We start from the raw sequence: 22,319 nt of genomic DNA on the forward strand, positions 1-22,319 counted from the left end.
TTAATATACCCAACTTCGGTTTCCGGGGTTGCCCGCGCCATGCAGGCGCCCGGCGAAGCCGCCGCCGGCCCCGGGTTCCGGGCGGCAACTTCCCCCCGCGATCCCGATCGAAACTGCCGTTGCGATGCACCGGCAGCCAGCCTGACAGATTCCACGATCCCACGATCGCAATGCCGTCGATCCAGTCTTCCTCCCCGGGTGCGGGTGCCGCTGACGCATCCCAGGCCCCCGCCCGCGAACGCATGACCCGCGCCGAGCTGCGCGCCGCCGTGTCGCTGGCCAGCATCTTCGCGCTGCGCATGCTTGGCCTGTTCCTGATCCTGCCCGTTTTTGCCGAATTCGCGCACAGCCTGCCCGACGGGCACGACGCCCAGCGCGTGGGCCTGGCCATGGGCATCTATGGCCTGATGCAGGCATTCCTGCACATCCCGCTGGGCTGGCTGTCCGACCGCATCGGGCGCAAGCCGGTGATGGTGGCCGGGCTGCTGCTGTTCATCGCCGGCGGGCTGGTGGCCGCCTTCTCCGACACGCTCAGCGGCATCATCGCCGGCCGCGCGCTGCAGGGGATGGGCGCGATCTCCGCGGCCATCACCGCCTGCATCGCCGACCTGACGCGCGAGCGCCATCGCACCAAGGCGATGGCAATGGTGGGCGGCAGCATCGGCCTGACCTTCGCGCTGTCGCTGGTGATCGCCTCGCCGCTGCTGCACAGCATCGGCATGTCCGGCATCTTCGGGCTGATGTCGGTGCTGGGGCTGGTGGCCATCGGCGTGACGCTGTTCCTGGTGCCGACCCCGCCGCCGCCGCATCCGGTGCGCCTGCCGTTCCGAAAGGTGCTGCTCAACGCCGACCTGGCGCGCCTGAATGTCGGCGTGCTGGCGCTGCACGCTTCGCAGGTGGCCATGTTCATGGTGGTGCCCGCCATGCTGGCCGATGCCGGCATGCCGCTGGACCAGCACTGGAAGGTCTACTTGCCGGTGGTGCTGGTGTCCTTCGTGCTGATGCTGGGCCCGATGATGGCGGCCGAGCGCTACGGCCGCGTGCGCCCGGTGCTGCTGGGCGCGGTCGCGCTGATGACCGCGGTGCAGCTGCTGTTTGCCGCCGTGCACGGGCTGTGGGCCATCGTCGGCGTCCTGCTGCTCTTCTTCGTCGCGTTCAACGTGCTGGAGGCGATGCAGCCGTCGCTGGTGTCGCGCTACGCCGCGGCCGCGCGCGGCGCGGCCCTGGGCGTCTACAACACCACGCAGGCGCTGGGCCTGTTCCTGGGCGGCGCGGCTGGTGGCTGGCTGCTCAAGCACGAGGGGCGCAGCGCCGTGTTCGTCGGTTGCGCGGTGGTGCTGTTGCTCTGGCTTATAATCGCCTGGAGCATGAAGGCGCCGCCGGCGCGCGGGCAGGAAGCTGCACCGGCAACGCCGGCCTGACCTGCATCACATCGTAAAGAATCCGGCCTGGAAAAGGGCTAGCATGATCGCGCCACCCGACGTCTGGCCGGGGGCGCGATGTTCGTTTACGTCACCGCAGTATCGCGTCACACTACATCCGCTTTACCGTCATCGTATTGCCACGCTTTTCAACACAGCGCGTGGCTTTTGGAGAACATTCACATGGCATCGGTCAACAAAGTCATTCTCGTCGGCAACCTCGGCGCAGACCCGGAAACCCGCTACCTGCCCAGCGGCGACGCCGTGACCAATATCCGCCTGGCGACCACCGATCGCTACAAGGACAAGCAGAGCGGCGAGATGAAGGAGGCCACGGAATGGCACCGCGTCTCGTTCTTCGGCAAGATCGCCGAAATCGCCGGCCAGTACCTGCGCAAGGGATCGTCGGTCTATATCGAAGGCCGCATCCGCACGCGCAAGTGGCAGGACCAGTCGGGCCAGGACAAGTACTCCACTGAAATCGTTGCCGACCAGATGCAGATGCTGGGTTCGCGCCCGGGCGGCGGCGGTGGCGGTGACGAAGGCGGCTACGGTGGCGGCGCAGGCGGCGGTGGCTACAGCCGCGAAGCGTCGGGCGGCGGCTACGGCGGTGGCGCCCGCGGCGGCCAGGGCGGTGCCCAGGGTGGCGGCCAGAGCGGTGGCGCGGCACGCCGTCCGCAGCAGCCGGCCTCGAATGGTTTCGAGGATATGGACGACGATATTCCGTTCTGATTCCTACCTCGCTTCACGCATCACCCCGAAAGCCCGCTACGCGGGCTTTTTTGCGCCCGCATTCTCCGCGCAAACCGCATTTCCTCATGCGCACACATTCGTATGCGGATGTGCGGCCACCCCCTATATTTTGCATTCTTAATTTGTATGCAAAATTGAGGGTGGTGCGTGAAGGTGGGGAACACAAGGCGCAGTCACGCCATGGCGCTCACGGGCGTGCTGGCGGGGGCGATCTGCGGCGTTGCGCAGCAAGCGCTGGCGCAATCAGTATCGACTTCCATATCGGTCTACGGCCTGATCGACACCATGGTCCGATACTCGGACAACAACCGCGGGGACCAGAGCCTGGCTGAACTGAGCGAGGGCTACTTCAGCGGCTCGCGCTGGGGCGTGCGCGGCAATGAGGCGCTGGGTGCGGGATGGTCGGCGCTGTTCAACCTGGAAAGCGGCTTCGACCTGGCTACGGGCACTTCGCTGCAAGGCACTGCGGCGTCGAACTACGGACAGGTCGGCACGCAGGGTACAGGCCGGCTGTTCGGCCGGCAGTCGTACCTGGGGATCGAGCACCTGGCGTGGGGGAAGCTGACGGTCGGCCGCCAGTTCACCACGGCCTATGACGCGACCTTCCGCTTCCAGCCCTATGGCCATCCCAATCTCGATGCGGTGGCCATCCTCAACGGCTATACCGGTCCGCGGCAAGACAACATGGCGAAGTACGCGGGCCAGTGGAACGCATTCTCGGCGACGGCGCACTACACCTTCGGCGAAGTGCCGGGCGATGCGGCGGCCAGCAGCAGCCGGGGGCTGGCGCTGGCCTGGATCACGGCACGGATCGACGTGGGCGCCCTGTTCCAGAGCACCAGTGCCCTGGCGAACGAAGAGAAGCGCACGATCTGGGGCATCGGCGGCAGCAGCCAGCTGGGGCGCGTCAAGCTGGCGCTCGGCTACCTGGACAACCGCTATCACCTGAGCCCGACCCGCAATCATGTGCTGACCGGCGGCGCCACGGTGCAGGCAACGCCCGCGCTGGCGTTGTCGCTGGCGGCCGGCTATGACCGGCAGACCGCCGCCAGCGGCCACCGGCTGATGCTGACCAGCGTGGCTGAGTACAGCTTGTCCAGACGCACTAGCGTCTATGCGGAAGCCGATTTCAACCGCATCAGCGGCAGCTATGCGCTGCCCGCCTTCATGGGCGTGCGTGGCAACAAGTTCGGCGGCGGCGTCGGCCTGCGCCATCGCTTGTAAAGCCGGAGGGCCATCGTGATTTCGAGAAGACAGTTCCTTGCCGCGGCGCTGGCCGCGCCGGCATTGCCGGGGATGCCGGCGCGCGCGGACAGCGGCGCCACGGCATGGCCGCGCCATCCGGTACGGCTGGTGGTGACCTTCCCGCCGGGCGGGTCCAGCGACATCGTGGCGCGGCTGCTGGCACCGGTGCTGCAGGAAAAGCTGGGGCAGCCATTCGTGACCGACAACCGGCCGGGGGCGGGATCGACGATTGGCGCGGCAGCGGTCGCCGCGGCACCCAATGACGGCTACACGCTGCTGATGTCGAACTCGGCGGCGCTGAGCATCTCGCCGTTCCTGCTCAGGCGGCCCGCCTACGACCCGGTACGCAGCTTCACGCACGTGCATTACATCGGCGCGGTGCCGACGGTCTTTGCCGTGCATCCGTCGGTGCCGGCGCGCAACCTCGCGGAGCTGGCGGCGTGGATCCGCGCGCAGCGCGACCCCGTGCCGTTCGGCAGTGGCGGGGCGGCGTCGGTGGCGCATATCGTCGGCGAGCTGTTTGGCCAGCAGGCGGGGTTACGGCTGACGCACGTGCCATACGAGGGCGCGGGTCCGATGCGCGCCGACCTGCTCGGCGGACAGATCCCGTTTGCGGTGGATGCCCTGCCGCAGAACCTGCCATTGCTGCAGTCCGGCGCCTTGCGCCTGCTGGCGGTGACCTCGGCGCAACGCGTGCCGCAGGCGCCCCAGCTGCCCACCGTGGCGCAAGCCGGCTATCCCGGCCTGGTGGCCGAAAATTTCGTCGGCGTCTCCGCGCCGGCCAACCTGCCCGAGGACATCGTGCAACGCTTGCATCAACAACTGCAGGTCATCCTGCAACAACCGGCCCTGCGCGGCCGCCTGGAGGCCCAGGGCTTTGTGCTGGCCGAGCGCCGGCCCGATGAGTTCGCCGCCTACGTACGCCAGCAGGCGCAGGCCTGGGGTCCTGTGGTCGCGGCAACCGGGGCGACGCTGTCATGAGCGCGCGCATCCAGGTAGTGCTGTTCGGACCCGAAGGACGCGGCAGCTTCAACGAAGCCGGGCATGTCGGCGCCATGCGCGCACGCAATGCCGGCCACGACTTGGCGGTGACGTGGATTGCCGATCCGGATCCACAGGCGCGTGCCGCAGCGCTGCTGGCGCTGTGCGAGACCGGTCCGGACCTGATCGTTGCGCATGGCGGACAGGGGGACTATCCCGTTTCGGTTGCCGCGGCTCGCCATCCCGCCCGGCGCTTCGTGGTCACGCAGGGCAGCGTGCTGTGCGCCAACACCGCGAGCTATGCGGTGTTGCAGGAACAGTCCGCCTTCCTTGCGGGCGTGCTGGCGGCGATGGATTCGCGCACCGGCGTGGTTGCCCATTTGTCGGGCGAGAAGGTGTGCCCCGGGCTGAAGGGGCGCGCGGCGTTTCTCCATGGCGTGCGCAGCGTGGTGCCTGGCCTGCCGGCACTCACGACCTTCTGCGGCAACCAGCACGATCCGGCATTGGCCGGCGGCGCGGTTGCCGCGCAGGCCCGCGCCGGCGCCGATATCGTATTTGCGATGATCGACGGTGGCCGCGACGGTGCCATCGCCGCCTGCCGTGCCGCGGGCATCCGCCAGATCGGCAACGTGCTCGACTGGACCAGCAGGCATCCCGATGTCTTCCTGGCTTCCGCGGTGGCCGACAGCGGCCTGTGCGTCGAGCTGGCGATCGGGGATTTCAAGCGGGACCGGATCGCATGGGGAACCATCCACAGCTTCGGGCTGGAAGCGCCGGCGGCCGTTCGGCTCGCCCTGGGCCGCGATGTCAGCACGGCCGCGCGCGCGGCGATCGACCACTGGAGCCAGCGCTTGCTCGATGGCGGCGTGGCCGTGGCGGAGGGCTATGACGGGCCCGAGTTCGCTGTGGGCGATGCGCCTGCGGTTGCATAGCCGAGCATCATGCCAGCACCGGCATGCCGGCCTCCCGTTCCCACTCCACGCAATTCCTGCCCTTGTTCTTGGCCGCATACAGCACGTTGTCCACGCGCATCAGCAGTGCTTCCAGGTCTTCGCCGGGCCGCAGCGTGGCCACGCCAAAGCTGGCGGTCACCGAGTGCATGCCCGGCAGCACGTCCATTTCCGAGCTCTCCAGCGTCTGGCGCAACCGTTCGGCCAGGTGCAAGGCTGCATCGGGCGGGGTATCGGGCAACAGCACGACGAACTCCTCGCCGCCCAGGCGCGCGGCGATATCGCGCCGGCGGACGCCGGCGGCGATGATCCGGCCGATTTGCGCCAGCACCGCGTCGCCGGCGCTGTGGCCGTAGTTGTCGTTGATGAACTTGAAGAAGTCGAGGTCGCAAAGCAGCACACTCAGCGGCTTGCCCTGAGGTGGCGGGATTTCGCGCGCGGCCAGCGCCTCCAGGCTGCGGCGCGTGTGCAGCTGCGTCAGCGGATCGGTGTCGCGTTCATGCCGCAGGCCGTCGATCACGTCCTGCATGGCCGCCGCCAGCAGCGCCAGCGCCAGCGTGAGCAGCAGCAATGCCAGCGTGACCTGCAGCCACAGCCAATAGGCCGAGCGGGTGAAGGCGGCAGCGTCCTGTCCGGTGGCCGGAGCAATGGTCAGTACCGTGCGCGGCAGGAAATGGAGGGCAAACAACAGGAAGACCCAGAACAGCACCCGGTCCGCGGTGCTGCCCGTGCGCAGGCGGGCAAGCGGCGCGATCCCCAGCAGCAGGATCAGCGCGATGCCGATATTCAGGATGTAAATGCGGGCGACCAACTGGGGCTGCACGAAATCAAACCAGGCAAGCGCCGCAAACAGGGCCAGCGGCAGCGACACCAGCGCGCAGGTATCGACGCGCGCGCCGATGCGCGCCAGCATGCCACGCAGCATCAGCACGGCACTGCCCAGGTAGAGCGCACCGGTGACCGTGGCGTTGCCGCCGCCGTTGCGCGGCACCCAGACGATCTGCAGGGCGACGGCAAGCGCGTACAGCAAATAGCAGGCACCGAGCTGCAGCAGATAGTGCCGCGTGCGCTCATGGTTCCAGGCCAGCAGGAAGCAGAGCGAAAGCAGGATGGCAATGGCGGGATTGACCAGGGCCAGGAATTGACCAGCATCGTGCAACACGGAGAGTCCCCTGTTTTTATGGTTCTCTGGCAGGGACGGGTGCCCGCGTGCGAAGCGCCGTGAACAGGGCGTGAGCCAGGGAACATAGCGGGCGGTGCGCGCCCGCAGCGGCGGGGCCGCGGGGCCACGGCCCGCTGACAGACTACGTAGCGGCCGCCCGTAACAAATTGTTTCTGTCAGGACCCATTCTAGTCTTGGGTGACGTTAGCGGCTCCCCCCCAATGGGCGCCAACCCGCAAACAATTGTGAACAATCTGCCAAGCCGAATGCATCATCAGTCATATGAAGCGTCGTCGCCATGGATGGCCGATGCCGCAGTTGTCCGTATTTGTGACTAATCTGGTAGATGCTGTCCGGATCCTCCGGCAGTTCGGTTTTCCCGTACGCAAGGAGATCACGATGAAGACCAAGAAAGCGATGCCGGCGCTGTTGCTGGCGGCAAGCGTGCTGGCGGCGCCGTTTGCGATGGCGCAGGGCGGTGCCAAGTCCAAGCCCAAGCCGATGACGGATCCCATGGCCGCCTCCGCGCCGGCGGCGCAGAACTCGCCTTATATGCAGGTGCAGCAGTGGAAGAAGGGTGACCGGCTGCCCACCGAGTTCAGGGACCGCCAGTATGTGATCGACGACTATAAGCAATACAACCTGCCCGCGCCGCGCAAGGGCACCCGCTGGGTCGGGATTGGCGCGGAATATTACCTGGTGGCGCCCAACGGCGTGGTCCAGCAGGTCGGATCGGGTTCCTGACCCGGCCTGCTGCGGCGACGGCCGCGGGAAAAAGAAACAAGGCCGCCACGCCAGGGCGCGTGGCGGCTCTTTTTTTGCGATGGGTATCAGATACCCAGGATCTTCTTCGCTTCGAGCAGTGATTTCATCGCTTCGTCATGCTTGCCGGCCTTGTGATAGGCCTCGCCGTCGGCGCGCAGCTTGGCGACCTTGGCGGAATCCTCTGGCGACAGCGCCGGCCTGGTCGACAGTTTGGCGTCGATGGCCTTCATCTCATTGGGGCAGTTATGGGCCAGCGCCAGGCCGGGGGCGCCGGCCAGCAGCAGTGCCATAAGGACAAGGACAGATTTGCGCACGATGGCCTCCACGAAGACGCTGTTGGGATTTCCAGCATAGTCCATCGCCGCGCCGTCCCGCACCTGGCCGGGTGCGGCGTGAGTCGGCTGGTTTTGCCGGTGCTGCGCATATCCCCCCATGAAGGGGTAAATGGCGATTATTCGTTTCGCTTTTGAACAACCCGGAGTTACGCCGTCTCATCCGGAACTCAACCATTTGGGCGAGATATTTCCGGTATTTTCTGGTCGCGCCGACATGCACGGATGCGGTCGCATGATGCTTGAATCCGCCTGCTCTGAATTGGGCCGGGCAGCCTTCGTGTCACCGCCAGGCGCGGCAATCCGGGTATTTTCATAAGCATTATCCCGAGTCACCTGAATTTTAAACGGGCGTTGGCGCTATTGAAGCGGGAGCAGTTTTCCGATGCTCCGGGAACGCGCTTCATTAATGAAACAGCCCGTGCGAATGCACGATTTATCGGAATCGCCGCGATCTCTAGATTGGGCTCACCCGGCACGGATCCGGGCATGCCGTTAATGAGAAACCGGGGGGCTTCCATCGTGCAACACATTGACCTGAGACTTGCGGCGATCCCGCTCGCCTGCCTCGCCATCTTGCTCGCCGCTTGCGGTGGCGGTGGCGGCGATTCCGCGCCGGCCAACGCTGCGCCATCCGCCAGTGTGGCCGGCCCGGCCGGCGCGAACGGCAAGACCATCCTGTCCGGCACCAATGCGCCCACGGCGGACGCTGGCACGGACGGCGACTTCTACCTCAATGCCACGACCTCGACGCTCTACGGGCCCAAGGCTGGCGGGGCCTGGCCTGCCGGCGTGTCGCTGGTCGGCCCGCAGGGCGTAGCCGGCGCGCCCGGCGCCGTGCTGCTGCACGGCGCGGCAGATCCCACCGCTGCCGATGGCGGCGAAGGCAGCTTCTACCTCAATACGACCACCAACACGCTGTTCGGCCCGAAGACGGCGGAAGGCTGGCCGGCCGGGGTCTCCGTGGTCGGCCTGACCGGTCCGGTCGGGCCGGCGGGTCCGGCCGGGTCCGACGGCGCGGCCGGGGCGCAAGGTCCGCAGGGCGAAAAGGGCGAAAAGGGTGATACCGGCGAGACTGGCGCCACCGGCCCCCAGGGCCAGCAAGGAGAGGCAGGCGGGAATGGCGGCGCCGGAGCGACGATCTACACGGCCAACTTCGCTGTGTACAACTCGCCGGATGGCAATGGCACCTATGTCATGACCGGCACCGGGCTGGACCGCCAAAGTATCGATCCGAATTTCGGCGCGGTGATGCCGGTGGGCTGCAGTGGCGGCCTGACCCTGAACGCGAGCCTGGCGGGCACCGTGCCCGATGACGAAGTCAAGTACACCCTGGCGGCATACCGTGTCGCCAGCGGCGCGGCGCTGGAAACGATCGCCCCGCTTGCCATCACCGACGCGTCCGCCTGCTCGCTTGGCGCCACCGTGCGGACTTGCTCGGCGCCGGCCACGACGACGGTGGCGGCTAACGACATTGTCCAGGTGCAGGTCAGTGGCAACCGCAACTTCAAATGGGGCGGCGCGCTGTACGTCAGTCTTTCCTGCAAGAGCAGCAGCTGATCCATGCGGCGGCCACCCGGCCGCCACCAACCCTCTGCCAGGGCTACGAGCACGGCCGCGCGCCAGCCGCACCCCGCTCCCTGGTTTTCCTGAACGCCTTCCAGTGCTATTTTGGAGGGCGCTTTTTTTTCCCGCGCTGTTCCCGATCCTCCCGGACACCGACCAGGCTCTGCCGCTGCGCATGGAAACCTCCGCCGAACACTATTCGCTGGCCCTGCTGTGCGCCGCGGTGCTGACCGTGACCGTGGTCGGCATCCACTACGAGGCGCTGCGGCTGCTGTCGGCGATACATCCCCGGCGCTGGAGCGGGCGCATGAACATCGGCGTGCTGATCGTCTGCATCATCGTGGTCCATTGCCTGGAAGCGCTGGTGTTTGCGCTGGGCTTCTGGTTCGCCGACCACGTGCTGGGCCTGGGCGGGCTGACCGCGATGGGCAGTGCCGGCGTGTCCGGCGTTCACACGCAGCCAGGCGCGCTGGTCTATGCCTATTTTGCGCTGGAGACCTTCACCACGCAGAGCCTGGGCGACATCGTCCCGGTGGGCGCCAGCCGCCTGATCGCCAGCATCGAGCCGCTGGTCGGCCTGATCCTGATCGGCTGGTCCACCTCGTTCACCTATGTGATGATGCGCCGCGACTGGGAGCTTGAGCGCGACGAAGGAGGCGGGCGCCGCGCTCCCTAGCGGAATCACCGCTCATGTGACCCCACCACGGGCCGCGCTCAGCGGCGGCCCGGCAACGGAAGGAGGACGACCTGACATGGCAAGACTGGTGATGATCCTGCTGGGCGTGGACTACCTGCGCACGCGCTGGCGCGGCCTGCTGCGGCTGGGCTGCCTGAGCGTGCTGCTGGGGGTGGCCATGTTTGTCGATGCGCTGGACAACGCCATCTATTTCCCGATGACGCCGTTCGCGGTGGTGTTGCTGCTCGAAGGGCTGGCAACGCTGGTGGTGGCGCGCACCGGCATCGGCGGGCAGCGCACGCTGCGGCAGGTCAAGGGTGTGTCGTTCTGCTTTGCCGCGGTGCTGATCCTGGCCGGCCATCATCACGGCAACTTCGTGCTGTCGATGATTTTCGGCACGCTGTTCCTGGCCGACCGGCTGCTGCAGATCGTCTCGGCCCGCGTGGTACGGTTCCGCACCTGGCGCCTGGCGGTAGCCGTCGGCATGTTCGAGATCGCGCTGGCCATCTTCTTCTACCAGCCGTACCCGACCCACTATGTGGGCACCGTGCCCTATTGCCTGGCCCTGGGGCTGATCTTCGGCGGCTGGAACATGCTGCTGCTGGCCTCACGCCTGCGCCGGCTGGACCACAACCCCGGCATGGACGAAGCCGATGCCAAACCGGCCGCTCCCGCCGCCGCCGCCCCGGCAACCGATACGGCTGCTGCTGCCGATGCACCCGACATGACCCTCTGGGACGGCCCGCCCGAGCCCGGCGAGCATGCGCTGACCGTGCATGTCTGGACCCCGGTCGGGTCCGCCCGCGGCGAAGCGCGCCGCCAGCCGCTGGTCGACCGCTATATCGCCGCGGTGGACCGCGACGGCGTGATCTCCACCGGCCATGCCGCGCTGGAATCGCCCGAGGGTATCTATATCAGCCTGTACCCGGCCGAGGAAATCGACCGCTCGCCAGACGAATTCACCCGCATCCTGCGCGCCACCCGCGAAAACGACGTGGGCGGCAAGTTCCAGCCGGATTACCAGACCGAATCGCGCGCCTGGTGCCCGTCGACGGTGCAGGTGCGCATCCGCAACTATGACCCCGAGCGCCTGGGCCGCTTCTGGAGCGCCTACCGCCAGAACACCACCTACAACCTGACCGACCGCAACTGTTCCAGCACCGTCTCGCACGCGCTGGAAGCGGCGCTGGAAGGCGCGTCGGCCCGGGTCTGGCGTCAGGCCCGGGGCTGGCGGCCGCTCTGGCGCCTGCTGACCACGCCGGAATTGTGGGTGGCGGCGCAGATCCGCAAGCGCGCCAAGACCATGGCCTGGACGCCCGGCCTGACGCTGGACTACGCACGCGCGCTCAGCATGCTGGCCGATCCGCGGCCGTCCGGCTGGGCCAGCATGACCCGGATGGCGCTGGGGCAGATGCGGCGCCAGCGCCGGGGCTGGCGCGAGGCCGCGCGCACCCGGGCAGACAAGGAGGGCAGCGGAGCCGTTGCAGGTGGCATCGACGCCGCAAATGCTGAAAATGCCGGTAATGTCAGGCAGGCCGCGAACGATTAAGCTGGCAGCCTTTGCATAAATTCATCCAGCCACAGGAGAGAAGTCATCATGCCGAGCCAGCGAACCCTGATCCGCATTGCCGCCATCGCTGCCCTGGCGATGGCCTGCAGCGCGCATGCGCAGAGGCCGGACGGGGACAGTGCCGCCGCCGCGGCCATCAACGAAGCGGTGCAGCAGGGCACCACGCCCTACCGTCCCGACCCGGCGGCAACGCCGGGCAGCATCCAGTCGGACGAATGCCGCGCCCTGGCCGCGCAGATTGCCGAAGCGCCCAAGCGCGAATACCGCGCCACCCAGCCAGCCATCGAGACCGCCCAGGGCCGCATGATCCCGGAACTGGAGCGTGACCGGCCGAAGAAGTCGCTGCAGCAGGCGTACCGGGAGAAGTGCTCGCAGTAAGCCGCGCGCGGTCGGCCGCAGCCGGCAATACACCGCGGGCGGCACCACAGTCGCCCGCTGCCTTTTCCGCCTTTTCCTTCCCCAGGCCGTTCCGGCCCGTCCTCCCAACACAGATCGTTCGTCATGCACCTGCGCGGCGCATGGCTGCCCCATAGCTACGCAACCGCCTGCCGCCGGACGCGTCTGTTTCACCACGCCGGGTAAAAATACATATGTTTCATGGTTATCCATGATGGAACACTTGTTGCTCTTTGCCTAGCATTCCGGTGCAAAGGCGCATCGCGTGAACGCTACCCAAGGAGAGCCTGGTATGAAAGCAGCACAAGTCACCTGTCCGCGCAGTTCGCAGCGTCCCCTGGCGGAGCCACTTGCCGCCGCCGTACTGGCGTTATTCGCGGGCACGGCGGGTGCTGCCGACGTGGCGGCCAGCCCGACGCTCAGCAAGGTCAAGTCGTCGGGCACGATCGCCATCGGCCACCGCACCTCGTCGATCCCGTTTTCGTACTACGACGCCAACCAGAAGGTGATCGGCTTCTCGCAGGACATCTGTGATCGCGTCATCGATGCAGTGAAGCGCGAGACCGGCGTGCCCGGCCTGCAGGTGCGCATGGTGCCGGTGACCTCGCAGAACCGGATCTCGCTGGTGCAGAACGGCACCGTGGACCTGGAATGCGGCGTCACCACCAACCTGAAGTCGCGCCAGCAGCAGGTGGCGTTCTCGACCACCTTCTTTGTTGCGGGCACGCGCTTGCTGGTGAAGAAGGGCAGTCCGGTGCGCGACTTCGCCGACCTGTCGGGCAAGGCGGTGGTGACCAACGCCGGCACCACCTCCGAGCGCATCCTGCGCCGGCTCAACGACGAGAAGCAGGCCAATATCACCGTCCAGAGCGCCAAGGACTATGGCGAGTCATTCCTGATCCTGCAGTCCGGGCGGGTGGCGGCATTCATGATGGACGACGTGCTGTTGTCCGGCGCGCGCACGCTGGCGCCCAATCCCGCGGAGTGGGCGGTGGTGGGTACGCCGCAGTCATTCGAGGCCTACGCGTTCATGATGCGCAAGGACGACCCTGGCTTCAAGCAGATGGTCGACGGTGCCATCACGGGGCTGATCCGCAGCGGCGAGATCAACAAGCTCTACGCCAGATGGTTTGCCGCACCGGTGCCGCCCAAGCACGTGAACTTCGAGCTGCCGATGAGCGAACCGCTGAAGAAGGCCTACGCCAACCCCAACGACGAGGCCTTCGATTAAGCGCGGCGGGCCGGCTCAGCCGCGTCCGGCCGCCACATAGGCGCCGGTGCGGTGCAGTTCGCCCTCGGCCTGCTCCAGCGCGCGGATTGCGCCCTTGCCCTTGCGTGCAAGCAGTTGCTCGACCAGGGCCTCGACCATGGCCACGCCGGCGGTGACGGACGGGAAGAACGATGGGCTTTCCACCGAGAACAGCAGCGTGCAGTCTGCCGCCAGCGCGATCGGCGCGACTGTGCTGTCGGTCAGCGCGATCACCTTGCAGCCGCACTCGCGCGCGGCCGCGGCGACCCGGATGCTTTCCTGCGAGTAGGGGGCAAAGCTGACCACCAGCACCGCATCCTTGGGCGCCAGGCCGCGCAGCTCCATCTCCAGCGTGCCGGCATCGGCGCGGATCAGGTGCACGGTGCTGCGGAACAGCCGGTAGACATAGTGGAAGGTGAACGCGATCGGGAAGCACGAGCGGAAACCCGCCACATGCACGCACGCCGCATGCGACAACAGTTCTGCCGCTTGCTGCAGCGTCTTCTCATTGTTGGCGGCGATCATGTCGAGGTTGTGGTGCTGCGCGTCCAGCATCTCGCCCAGCATGCGGCTGGCGCTGCTTTCACGCACCACCTTGCGCGCGCGGCGCGCGTACGGCTGGCTGCCGCCGCGCAGCGCATCAACGAACAACTCACGCAGCCCCTGCCAGCCCTCGAAGCCGAGATGCTGCGACAGCCGCACCAGGGTGGCAGGCTGCACCCCGGCACTGGCCGCGATCTTGCGCATCGACAGCACCGCCACGTCCTGCGGATGGTCGAGCAGGTAGCGCGCCCCGCCCTGGAACTGCGTGCTGAGGGTGGGGAAGTTGCTGCGCAGCAGCGCCATCAGGGCGTCCAGGTCCTGCGGCGGCGCTTGCGGCGATGGGGTGGGGCTGTCGGGCGGCATGGGCATTCCGGATTCGGTGTTTGTAACGATTGTTGCACAGGTGCACCCGGGCGCGCATCGGGCCAGTCGAACCAGGGCGGGTCAGGGTTCCCCCTCGCTGCCGGATAACGTCTGCCGCATGCCTTGGCTGTATGCCCTGTGCAGATCCCGTAACGCCACTGTCTGTTCGCTACAACGCCGGCCAGCCGGCATCATATTTTCCTTACCCACTTGGCGGATCGTGACTTACACTCCGCGCCATAACCTCCGGAATTCGGTCAACCGGAACATAATTGGTATCGGAGCGCGAGCATGGGACATAGAAGCCCGGCAGTGCGACACGGCGGGAGGGTCAACTCGTCGTTTCGGGTCATTGGGGAAGTTGGGGCAACCGGCAATCCATGCCGGGGCCGGCGCCTGCGCGGCGCCAGGGCAGCGCATGGCTTCACGCTGATCGAAGTGATGATCACGGTGGCGATCATTGCCATTCTTGCCGCCGTCGCCATTCCAAATTACAGCCGTCACGTCGTGCGCTCGCACCGGGCCGCAATCGAGTCCTTCATGCTGGAGGTCTCGGGCGCCCAGGAGCGCTACCTGGTCGACAACCGCGCCTACGCCGCCAATCTGGGCACGCTGGGCATGTCGGTACCGGCCGCGCAGGCAACGCGCTACGACGTCGCCGTGACGCCAAACGCGGCGCCGCCGCCCGGCTACAGCATAGTGGCCACGCCCAAGGGCAGCCAGGTTGCCGGCGACGCCGACTGCGGCTCGCTGACGCTGACCAGTGCCGGCGCGAAATCCGCGTCTGGTTCAGGCACCGACTGCTGGAACTGACCATGCGGCGCGCCACGTTCACGCCGTCTTCGCCCGGCCGGCCCACCCGCCGCGGCTTCACCCTGGTCGAACTGCTGTGCGCCATGTCGGTGCTGGCGATCCTGGCGGTCGTGGCGGCGCCGTCGTTCTCTTCACTGATCGCCAACCAGCGCGTGCGCGGCGCCTCGCTTGACCTGACCTCGGCGCTGCTGCTGGCGCGCAGCGAGGCGGTCAAGCGCAATGCCACGGTCACGCTGGCAGCCACCGGTGCCGCCTGGACCGCCGGCTGGGCGGTCACCGCAGGCCCCGAGACGGTGCGCAGCTTCGGGCCCTACGGCGGCCTGACCATCACGCCCAGCGCTGCCGGGGCCCTTGCGCTTGGCAACGACGGCCGGCTCACGGGCGCGGCCATGACTTTCGAAGTGGCACCCAACGGCGATACGGCAGCGGCGTCGCGCGTCTGCGTGCAGGTCAGCGAGACTGGCCGCGTCGCCTCCGCCACGGGAGCCTGCTCATGAAGCACAGAACCCCGCGGCTGCGGCCGCGCATGCCTGGCCGCCGCACGCAGGGCGGCTTCCTGCTGATCGAGGTGCTGGTGGCGGTGGTGATCCTGCTGGTCGCGCTGCTTGGCACCGCCGGGCTAGTGGCGCGCTCGGGGCAGACCGAGATGGAGTCCTACCAGCGCGTGCAGGCGCTGGCGCTGCTGCAGGACATGGTTGCGCGCCTCAACGCCAACCGCCAGGTGGCATCGTGCTATGCCAACGGCGCGACCGGCATGCAGCTGGGCAGCGCGGCGGCGCCGCCGGCGGCGTGCACGCAGGGCACCGCCGCGCAGAAAGCTACCGCCGATGCGGACCTGCAGGCCTGGAACACGGCGCTGCTGGGTAGTGCCGAGAAGCGCCCGGGGGCCAGCGCCGCTGATGCCGCTCAGGCCGTCGGCGCCATGATCGGCGCGCGCGGCTGCATCGAGACCGTGGACGCCGTCAACAATATCTACCGCATCACCGTGGCCTGGCAGGGCCTGGCCACCACCGGCGCGCCCGCGCTGGGCTGCGGCAAGGACCAGTACGGCAACGATGCCTATCGCCGCGCGGTCAGCACGCAGATCCGCGTCGGCACCCTCGGAACCGTGTCATGAGCCCCCTGCGCCTGTCCGCGCGCCGCCAGCGCGGCATTTCGCTGATCGAGCTGATGATCGGCATGACCATCGGCCTGGTGCTCCTGACCGCGCTGGCGAGCCTGTACTACGCCAACAGCCTGTCGCGTACAGAGTTTGTCAAGTCAGCCGAGCAGGTGGAGAACGGGCGCTACGCGTTGGACCAGATCCGGCGGGAAGTGGAGCTGGCGGGGTTCTTCGGCGCCGGCAGCATCGCGCGCGGCGCTACCGTGGCCGAGCCAGCGCTGTGCGCGGCAGACCCGGCGGCGCTGGGCTTCTCCGCGGCGGGTTTGACCGTGCCGCTGGCGCTGACGGGCTACGGCCCCGGGGTGGCGGCGGCATGCCTGCCTGACCTGGCGGCCACCTCCGAGGTGCTGGTGGTGCGGCGCGTATCGACCACGCCGGTGGCCGCACCCACGCCGGGCGTGCCTTATCTGCAGGTCTCGGCCTGCCCGCAGGATACCAACTCCTTCGTCTTCGACGCCAGCGCCGCGGCGGCCTTCGGCCTGCGCACCAAGGCCTGCGATTCCGCCCAGCCGGCCGCGCTGCGACAGGCCGTGGTGCGCGTGTTCTACCTGGCGGGCTGCGACCGCTGCAGCAACGGCGGCGACGGCATCCCCACGCTGAAGATGGCCGAGCTGGTGGGCGGCGCGTTCCAGTCGCGCTCGGTCGCGCAGGGCGTGCAGGACATGCACCTGCAGTACGGCGTGGACCTGGACAGCAACGGCTCGGCCGACTGCTACGTGGCCGACCCCGGCGCCAACAACGCCGCGGCCTGCGCCACCGTGCCGGGCTATGACTGGACCAACGCGCTCGCCAACTGGCGCAACGTCACCACCGTGCGCGTGAACCTGCTGGCGCGCACGCTGAAGCCCTCGGGCGGCCAGTCCGACAACCGCACCTACGACGTGGGCCGCGCCGCCGCCAGCGGTCCGTTCAACGACGGTTTCAAGCGCCATGTGTACGCCCAGGTGGCGCGGCTGGTCAACGTGGCCGGACTGCGCGAGCAATGACCTCACCCCGCAAAGAGCAAGCAATGATCAAGCAAACGGGTCGCCAACCGCAGGGCCGGCCACTGCGCCGCGGGCAGGACGGGGTCACGCTGGTCGTGACGCTGGTGTTTATGGTCCTGTTCCTGCTGATCGCCATGGCCATGGTCAATTCCGGGCTGGTCAACGTGAAAGTGGCCGCCAACCAGCAGCACACCGCCGAGGCGCGCGACGTGGCGCAGCAGGCGATCGAGCAGGTGATCAGCAACGATTTCACCAAGGCGCCGGCCGCGGTTGCGGTGCCGGTGGACGTCAGCGGCGACGGCAAGGCGGACTACGTGGCACAGGTGGCGCAGCCAGAGTGCGTGACAAGCAAGCCAATGAAGAACGTTGAGCTCGACCTGAGCGATGCCGACGACGTGTCTTGCCTGATCGGCAGCGGCGTGCAGAACACCGGGATCGTGACTGCAGGCAATAGCGGCGGCAATTCGCTGTGCAATGCCACGCAATGGGATGTGGCGGCCACTGTCAACGATGCCGCCAATACCGGCACCGTTGCAACCGTGCACCAGGGCGTGGCGGTGCGCATGCCGACCGGTTCGGCCTGTCCGTGACCGCGCAGGACACTACGACCTCTTCACCATCGATCGGACGGGAACCAGCATGACGACCAACGCCTGCCGGCAGCGCCGCCTTGCGGCTTTCGCAATCGCCCTGCTTACCTTTGCGGGCGTGAACGGCGCGCGCGCCGAGGACATCGACCTGTTCACCGGTCTGCAGACCAACGCCGGCACCAAGCCCAACGTGCTGCTGCTGCTGGACAACGCGTCCACCTGGAACGCCAGCACCACGATCAAGGGCTGCGACATTCCCGATGTGGTCAGCGCCAACAATGCCGGCACCGATGTCGGCGCGATCCAGTGCGCGCTGTACCGGGCGGTCAACACGCTCGTGACCAATCCGCAGCTCGCCGGCAACATCAACATGGGGTTGATGATGTTCGGCACCAGCACCAACACTGGCGGGATCTTCCGCTATCCGTCGGCGGCGCCCTATACGCTGCCGACCATGGATGCCACCAACGGTAACGCGTTCCTTCAGTACATCAAGAGCATCGACCGCCTGCGCGACAACTCGAACAACTCGCAGGTGGGCGGCGGCATGCAGGAGGCGTGGGCATTCTTCGCGGGTAAGAAGGGCTTGTCGGGCACGCAGTACAAGTCGCCGATCACCAACCCGTGCCAGAAGAATTTCGTCATCTACATCGCCAATGCGGTCAACAACGGCAAGCCGCAGGACACCGGCACGGATGCCAAGGATGCGCTGGTGGCGGCCGGGGCCAACGCGACGCAGCTGACCACGCTCAAGCTGAATCCGGCCGCCAACAAGTACGAGAGCAACTGGGGTGATGAATGGGCGCGGTTCATGTACCAGACGGACGTGAACGGCAATGTCGAGAACAACCAGAACATCATCACCTACACCATCGCCGTCACCGACGACGAGAACCCGGACTATGTCGAGTCGACCCGCAGCATGGGCGACAACGGCGGCGGCAAGCGCTACGTGGTGAAGCTGGGCGACGTGCAGGCGCTGGTCGATGCGCTGCTGCAGATCTTCAACGAGATGCAGGCCGTCAACAACGTGTTTTCGTCGGTGAGCCTGCCGGTCAGCGTGAACGGGCAGGGCTCGTACCTGAACCAGATCTACATCGGCATGTTTCGTCCTGACGCCACCGCGGCGCCGCGCTGGATGGGCAATCTGAAGCAATACAAGCTTGGCTACGACAGCAGCAAGCAGATTGTGGTGCTGGATGCGAATCCGAGCGGGCCCAACCAGCAGAGCGCGATCAGCAATGCCGGCACGGGCTTTATCTCGCCCAACGCCAAGAGCTTCTGGACCGCGGAGCCGCCGCTGGCGTTCAGCGGAAGCAGCTATTCCGGCAGTGCCGTCACCGGCTGGCCCGCCAAGGGCTTCTGGGTCAATAGCCCCTCGGGCGCGGCCGGGGCGCTGGACTCTGCGGACGGCGCCGCTGGCGTCACCGGTGGCGACGGCGAGATCGTCGAGAAGGGCGGCGCCGGCGAAATGCTGCGCGCGCAAATAGTCACCGACCAGGACGCGCGCAAGCTCTACACCTGCCCGTCGGGAGCGTGCACCACCAAGGCCCTGGCGTCGTTCGATACCGCCAACACCTGGCTGACCAACACCACCGGGCAGACGGCGCTGAACAGCAGCGCTGCCGACGTGAAGAACCTGATCAACTGGGTGCGCGGCCGCGACGTGCAGGCGCTGGGCGAGAGCACCGTGGCCGGCACGGAGCAGCAGAAGGGCCCCGGCGGTAGCGTCACGGTGCGCGGCTCGGTGCACGGTGATGTGTTGCACTCGCGCCCGGTGGTGATCAACTATGGCGGCACCACCGGCGTGGTGGTCTTCTACGGTGCCAACGACGGCGTCTTCCATGCGGTCAACGGCAACCAGACCACCGGCATCAACGGGGTGCGCCCCGGCGGGGAGCTGTGGGGCTTCGTGCCGCCGGAGTTCTATGGCAAGCTCGGCCGCCTCTACACCAACACGCCCGAGGTGCAGCTGAGCGGCTCGCCGACCGGCTCAGGCGCCAAACCGCGCGACTATTTCTTCGACGGCACCACCACGGTGTTCCAGGACCTGCGCGATCCGGCCAATCCGCGCGTGGTGATCTACCTGACCGCGCGGCGCGGCGGCAGGCTGGTCTATGCGCTGGACGTGACCAACCCGGTGGCGCCCGAGTTCCTTTGGAAGTCCGACAGCAACCAGATCGCCGAACTGGGCCAGACCTGGTCGCAGCCGCGCGTGATCCGGGTCAAGGGCTACACCAACCCCCTGGTGGTGATGGGCGCCGGCTACGACGCAGCCGAAGACGCCGAGCCGTCGCAGGGCGGCGGCGCGACGGGGCAGGGGCGCGGCGTGATCGTGTTCGATGCGCTCACGGGCACTGTGGTGCGGGCGTGGCTGGCCGATTGCACCGGCCTCGGCGCCACCGTCTGCTCGGTACCCGCCGGCCTGAACCGCGCCATCCCGTCAGACGTCGCGGTGGTGGACCGCAACGGCGACGGTCTGATCGACAAGGGCTATGTCGGCGACATGGGCGGCAATGTCTGGCGGCTGGATTTCGAGACGGCTGCCGGCACGGGCCCGGCGGCCTGGACGCTGGGCAAGTTCGCCGCGCTGGGCGGCGCGCAGACCAGCAACGATGCGCGCAAGTTCATGTACCCACCAGATGTCATCACCACCGGCGCCTATGACGCGGTGATGATCGGCAGCGGCGACCGCGAGCATCCGCTATACACCACCAGCAACGCGGCGGGCCTGGCCTATAACGTCACCAACCGCTTCTACATGTTGAAGGACACCGCGCTCACCGGCGGGCTGCCTGCGACATGGACGCCGCTGACCGAGAGCAGCCTGTTCAACGCCACCGCCACGGTGTATGCCGACTCGGGTACCGGCAAGGGCTTCTACCTGACGCTGGGTACCGGCGAGAAGGTGGTTAACGCGCCGCTGACTGTGGCCGGCTACACCTACTTCGGCACCAATACCCCCAGCGTGCCCAAGTCAGGGGCCTGCTATCCGGACCTGGGTATCGCGAGGGGCTACGCGGTGTCGTTCCTGACGGGCAAGGGTCTTAACGACAACCGCTATGTCCAGTTCAACAATGGCGGCCTGCCGCCGTCGCCGGTGTTTGGCGTGGTGGCGGTGAGCGATGCCCAGGGCAACACCAGCAACGTGCCGGTGCTGATCGGCGGCGGCAACCAGAACGGGCCGGGCGGTGGCGACAATACCTCGTCGCTCGGTGCGCAGAAGATCTCGCCGCCGGGGATCGGCAAGCGCAAGCGCACCTACTGGTACACCCAGAGCGACAAGAAGTAGCCGGCCGCCGCCGTCACCGCGGCGCTGCCGCCACAGCGCCGCCTTCCTCCTTCCACCACCCACCCCCCAACGCCTGCAGCAGCGCCGCCGAATCCGCCAGCCGGTCGGCGCGCGCCTGTGCCAGTTCCAGCGACGCCTGCCGTGATTGCCGTTCGGCATCCAGCACCGCCAGCTGGCTGACGCCGCCCAGGCGGTACTGCTCCGACACCACTGCCAGCGTATCGCGCGCCTGCCGCGCGCTGTCGGCGCGTTCGCGCAGCGCCGCGGCATCGGCTTCGAGTGCGCGCAGTGAATCGGCCACGTTCTGCAGGCCCTGCAACACGGCTTGCCGATACGCGGCCAGCGACTGCTCATAGGCCGCTTCCGCCGCGCGTTTGCGGGCCTGCAGCTCGCCGCCGCGGAATACAGGCTGCACCAGCCCCGCAGCCAGGCTCCATACGTTCAGGCTGCTGAACAGGTCGCGCGCCGCGGTGGCCTGCGTGCCGCCGTTGGCGCTCAGCGTGATCTGTGGATAGAGATTGGCGGTGGCTACGCCGATATTGGCGGAGGCCTGGTGCAGCAGGGCCTCGGCCGCGCGGATGTCCGGCCGGCGGCGTGCCAGCGTGGCCGGCAGGCTGACCGGCAGCGTGTCGGGCAGCTGCAGTTCGTCGAGGCGGAATTCGGGCAGCGTGGCCGAGGCCGGGGTCTGGCCCGTGTACACCGCGAGCTGGTGCCGCGTGGCATCGAGCTGGCGTTGCAGGGCCGGCACCAGGGCTTGGGTTTGCGCGAGTTCGGCGCGCTGGCGCTGCACGTCGACACGGGCGACGCCGCCCGCGCGCAGGCGCTCCTCGGTGATGCCAAGCTGCCGCTGCTGGGCCGCAGCGACGGCGGCCGTATCGGCCAGTTGCGCGCGCAGGCCGGCTTCGCGGATGGCCGCGGTGGCCACGTTGGCGGTCAGCGCCAGGCGCGCGGCTTCCAGTTCATAGCGCTGGTAATCCACCGCTGCCTGCAGTCCCTCCAGTTCGCGCCGCTGGCCGCCGAACAGGTCGAGCACGTACGACACCTGCACCGTGGCGCCGTACAGCGTGAACGGGCCGGGGCTGGGGATCGCGGTGATGCCCAGGGACTGGAAATCGACCTGCTGGCGCGTGGTGTTCAGCTTTGCGTCAACGGCGGGCCAGCGCGTGGCGCCGGTGCGCGCGGCCAGGTTCTCCTGCGCCTCGCGCAGCCGGGCGCGCGCCTGTGCGAGCGTGGGGCTGGCATCCAGCGCACCGCGGATGGTGGCGTCCAGCGCCGGGCTGCGGAACAGCGCCCACCACTGCGCGGGCACATCGGCGCCGGCGGCCAGGGTTTGCGCGTGGGATTGCCCGCCCGCGTCCGCGGCGTCGGCCGCGACGGTTGCCACTGGCTGCGGGCCCGGCACGTAGCCGGCGTCATCGGGCGGCGCGGGCGCGCGGAAGTCGGGACCGACGGCGCAGCCGCACAACAGTGCCGCGGCGACAAAGACAGGCGTGAGTCGAGACAT

The 22,319-nt window shown here is 67.8% G+C and carries 21 protein-coding genes; 17 read left to right on the forward strand and 4 right to left on the reverse strand.

Features of this window, described 5'->3' with window-relative positions:
* Positions 1–170: 170 nt before the first annotated feature.
* The 5 genes from AC1Q7H_RS04340 (at position 171) to AC1Q7H_RS04360 (ending at position 5,332) form a co-directional block, all read left to right on the forward strand.
* Positions 171–1,421, forward strand: coding sequence for an MFS transporter (locus tag AC1Q7H_RS04340; protein WP_013955484.1), 1,251 nt, complete (start codon positions 171–173; stop codon positions 1,419–1,421).
* Between the two features lie 183 nt (positions 1,422–1,604).
* Positions 1,605–2,153 carry a single-stranded DNA-binding protein gene (locus AC1Q7H_RS04345; protein WP_492380988.1) on the forward strand — a complete coding sequence of 183 codons (549 nt, stop codon included), beginning with the start codon at positions 1,605–1,607 and terminating at the stop codon, positions 2,151–2,153.
* Positions 2,154–2,354: 201 nt separating this feature from the next.
* The gene (locus AC1Q7H_RS04350; RefSeq protein ID WP_228772307.1) at positions 2,355–3,398 is read left to right on the forward strand and encodes a porin; all 1,044 of its coding nucleotides are present in this window, start codon (positions 2,355–2,357) and stop codon (positions 3,396–3,398) included.
* Positions 3,399–3,413: 15 nt separating this feature from the next.
* Positions 3,414–4,400 (forward strand): Bug family tripartite tricarboxylate transporter substrate binding protein, encoded by a 987-nt coding sequence (locus tag AC1Q7H_RS04355; protein ID WP_492380989.1) that lies wholly within the window; start codon positions 3,414–3,416, stop codon positions 4,398–4,400.
* Positions 4,397–5,332, forward strand: a complete 936-nt coding sequence (locus AC1Q7H_RS04360) for a BMP family ABC transporter substrate-binding protein (RefSeq protein ID WP_153953210.1) — start codon at positions 4,397–4,399, stop codon at positions 5,330–5,332. Before AC1Q7H_RS04355 ends, AC1Q7H_RS04360 begins: the two co-directional genes overlap by 4 nt.
* Before the next feature lie 7 nt (positions 5,333–5,339).
* Here the strand turns inward: AC1Q7H_RS04360 and AC1Q7H_RS04365 are convergent, their stop codons facing one another.
* The gene (locus AC1Q7H_RS04365) at positions 5,340–6,512 is read right to left on the reverse strand and encodes a GGDEF domain-containing protein (protein ID WP_211980678.1); all 1,173 of its coding nucleotides are present in this window, start codon (positions 6,510–6,512) and stop codon (positions 5,340–5,342) included.
* Positions 6,513–6,911: 399 nt separating this feature from the next.
* On the opposite strand from AC1Q7H_RS04365, the gene AC1Q7H_RS04370 reads away from it, so the two are divergent.
* On the forward strand, positions 6,912–7,256 hold the full coding sequence (locus AC1Q7H_RS04370) for an RcnB family protein (protein WP_211980679.1): 345 nt from the start codon (positions 6,912–6,914) through the stop codon (positions 7,254–7,256).
* An 86-nt stretch (positions 7,257–7,342) separates the two neighbouring features.
* Here AC1Q7H_RS04370 and AC1Q7H_RS04375 read toward each other — a convergent pair whose 3' ends face one another.
* A complete protein-coding gene (locus AC1Q7H_RS04375; RefSeq protein WP_492378184.1) occupies positions 7,343–7,567 on the reverse strand; it encodes a PA2433 domain-containing protein in 225 nt (74 codons plus the stop codon).
* Positions 7,568–8,131: 564 nt separating this feature from the next.
* Between AC1Q7H_RS04375 and AC1Q7H_RS04380 the strand changes: the two genes are divergently transcribed.
* From AC1Q7H_RS04380 to AC1Q7H_RS04400, 5 genes are all read left to right on the forward strand, one after another.
* Positions 8,132–9,169 (forward strand): collagen-like protein, encoded by a 1,038-nt coding sequence (locus AC1Q7H_RS04380; protein ID WP_492380990.1) that lies wholly within the window; start codon positions 8,132–8,134, stop codon positions 9,167–9,169.
* Positions 9,170–9,350: 181 nt separating this feature from the next.
* On the forward strand, positions 9,351–9,851 hold the full coding sequence (locus AC1Q7H_RS04385; protein WP_153953212.1) for a two pore domain potassium channel family protein: 501 nt from the start codon (positions 9,351–9,353) through the stop codon (positions 9,849–9,851).
* Positions 9,852–9,927: 76 nt separating this feature from the next.
* The gene (locus tag AC1Q7H_RS04390; RefSeq protein ID WP_492380991.1) at positions 9,928–11,400 is read left to right on the forward strand and encodes an HdeD family acid-resistance protein; all 1,473 of its coding nucleotides are present in this window, start codon (positions 9,928–9,930) and stop codon (positions 11,398–11,400) included.
* 48 nt (positions 11,401–11,448) lie between these two features.
* Positions 11,449–11,799 (forward strand): hypothetical protein, encoded by a 351-nt coding sequence (locus AC1Q7H_RS04395; RefSeq protein ID WP_013955499.1) that lies wholly within the window; start codon positions 11,449–11,451, stop codon positions 11,797–11,799.
* Between the two features lie 310 nt (positions 11,800–12,109).
* Positions 12,110–13,048, forward strand: a complete 939-nt coding sequence (locus tag AC1Q7H_RS04400; protein WP_492378157.1) for a glutamate/aspartate ABC transporter substrate-binding protein — start codon at positions 12,110–12,112, stop codon at positions 13,046–13,048.
* A 15-nt stretch (positions 13,049–13,063) separates the two neighbouring features.
* Here the strand turns inward: AC1Q7H_RS04400 and AC1Q7H_RS04405 are convergent, their stop codons facing one another.
* Complete coding sequence (locus tag AC1Q7H_RS04405) at positions 13,064–13,972, reverse strand: MurR/RpiR family transcriptional regulator (protein WP_492378158.1); 909 nt, start codon at positions 13,970–13,972, stop codon at positions 13,064–13,066.
* A gap of 291 nt (positions 13,973–14,263) precedes the next feature.
* On the opposite strand from AC1Q7H_RS04405, the gene AC1Q7H_RS04410 reads away from it, so the two are divergent.
* From AC1Q7H_RS04410 to AC1Q7H_RS04435, 6 genes are read left to right on the forward strand one after another with little or no spacing between them, the layout of a single operon-like run.
* Positions 14,264–14,785, forward strand: coding sequence for a type IV pilin protein (locus AC1Q7H_RS04410; RefSeq protein WP_211980684.1), 522 nt, complete (start codon positions 14,264–14,266; stop codon positions 14,783–14,785).
* 2 nt (positions 14,786–14,787) lie between these two features.
* Positions 14,788–15,282 (forward strand): GspH/FimT family pseudopilin, encoded by a 495-nt coding sequence (locus tag AC1Q7H_RS04415; RefSeq protein ID WP_492378159.1) that lies wholly within the window; start codon positions 14,788–14,790, stop codon positions 15,280–15,282.
* Entirely contained in the window at positions 15,279–15,902 is a 624-nt protein-coding gene (pilV, locus tag AC1Q7H_RS04420; RefSeq protein ID WP_211980686.1) for a type IV pilus modification protein PilV, read from the forward strand. The genes AC1Q7H_RS04415 and pilV overlap by 4 nt, the downstream gene beginning before the upstream one ends.
* Complete coding sequence (locus AC1Q7H_RS04425) at positions 15,899–16,933, forward strand: PilW family protein (RefSeq protein WP_492380992.1); 1,035 nt, start codon at positions 15,899–15,901, stop codon at positions 16,931–16,933. The genes pilV and AC1Q7H_RS04425 overlap by 4 nt, the downstream gene beginning before the upstream one ends.
* 23 nt (positions 16,934–16,956) lie before the next feature.
* Positions 16,957–17,523, forward strand: coding sequence for a pilus assembly PilX family protein (locus AC1Q7H_RS04430; protein ID WP_492380993.1), 567 nt, complete (start codon positions 16,957–16,959; stop codon positions 17,521–17,523).
* A gap of 49 nt (positions 17,524–17,572) precedes the next feature.
* Positions 17,573–20,815, forward strand: coding sequence for a pilus assembly protein (locus tag AC1Q7H_RS04435; protein WP_492380994.1), 3,243 nt, complete (start codon positions 17,573–17,575; stop codon positions 20,813–20,815).
* A gap of 13 nt (positions 20,816–20,828) precedes the next feature.
* On the opposite strand, the gene AC1Q7H_RS04440 is transcribed toward AC1Q7H_RS04435, so the two are convergent.
* Positions 20,829–22,319: an efflux transporter outer membrane subunit gene (locus AC1Q7H_RS04440; RefSeq protein ID WP_153953215.1), complete on the reverse strand. Its 1,491-nt coding sequence runs from the start codon at positions 22,317–22,319 to the stop codon at positions 20,829–20,831.

Source organism: Cupriavidus sp. GW823-FHT06D04 (assembly GCF_058795055.1).

Coding starts and splice junctions, on each gene's coding strand:
- AC1Q7H_RS04340 (WP_013955484.1), top strand. CDS start 171: ATGCCGTCGATCCAGTCTTCCTCCCCGGGTGCGGGTGCCGCTGACGCA.
- AC1Q7H_RS04345 (WP_492380988.1), top strand. CDS start 1,605: ATGGCATCGGTCAACAAAGTCATTCTCGTCGGCAACCTCGGCGCAGAC.
- AC1Q7H_RS04350 (WP_228772307.1), top strand. CDS start 2,355: ATGGCGCTCACGGGCGTGCTGGCGGGGGCGATCTGCGGCGTTGCGCAG.
- AC1Q7H_RS04360 (WP_153953210.1), top strand. CDS start 4,397: ATGAGCGCGCGCATCCAGGTAGTGCTGTTCGGACCCGAAGGACGCGGC.
- AC1Q7H_RS04370 (WP_211980679.1), top strand. CDS start 6,912: ATGAAGACCAAGAAAGCGATGCCGGCGCTGTTGCTGGCGGCAAGCGTG.
- AC1Q7H_RS04375 (WP_492378184.1), bottom strand. CDS start 7,567: ATGGCACTGCTGCTGGCCGGCGCCCCCGGCCTGGCGCTGGCCCATAAC.
- AC1Q7H_RS04385 (WP_153953212.1), top strand. CDS start 9,351: ATGGAAACCTCCGCCGAACACTATTCGCTGGCCCTGCTGTGCGCCGCG.
- AC1Q7H_RS04390 (WP_492380991.1), top strand. CDS start 9,928: ATGGCAAGACTGGTGATGATCCTGCTGGGCGTGGACTACCTGCGCACG.
- AC1Q7H_RS04395 (WP_013955499.1), top strand. CDS start 11,449: ATGCCGAGCCAGCGAACCCTGATCCGCATTGCCGCCATCGCTGCCCTG.
- AC1Q7H_RS04400 (WP_492378157.1), top strand. CDS start 12,110: ATGAAAGCAGCACAAGTCACCTGTCCGCGCAGTTCGCAGCGTCCCCTG.
- AC1Q7H_RS04405 (WP_492378158.1), bottom strand. CDS start 13,972: ATGCCGCCCGACAGCCCCACCCCATCGCCGCAAGCGCCGCCGCAGGAC.
- AC1Q7H_RS04410 (WP_211980684.1), top strand. CDS start 14,264: ATGGGACATAGAAGCCCGGCAGTGCGACACGGCGGGAGGGTCAACTCG.
- AC1Q7H_RS04415 (WP_492378159.1), top strand. CDS start 14,788: ATGCGGCGCGCCACGTTCACGCCGTCTTCGCCCGGCCGGCCCACCCGC.
- pilV (WP_211980686.1), top strand. CDS start 15,279: ATGAAGCACAGAACCCCGCGGCTGCGGCCGCGCATGCCTGGCCGCCGC.
- AC1Q7H_RS04425 (WP_492380992.1), top strand. CDS start 15,899: ATGAGCCCCCTGCGCCTGTCCGCGCGCCGCCAGCGCGGCATTTCGCTG.
- AC1Q7H_RS04430 (WP_492380993.1), top strand. CDS start 16,957: ATGATCAAGCAAACGGGTCGCCAACCGCAGGGCCGGCCACTGCGCCGC.
- AC1Q7H_RS04435 (WP_492380994.1), top strand. CDS start 17,573: ATGACGACCAACGCCTGCCGGCAGCGCCGCCTTGCGGCTTTCGCAATC.
- AC1Q7H_RS04440 (WP_153953215.1), bottom strand. CDS start 22,319: ATGTCTCGACTCACGCCTGTCTTTGTCGCCGCGGCACTGTTGTGCGGC.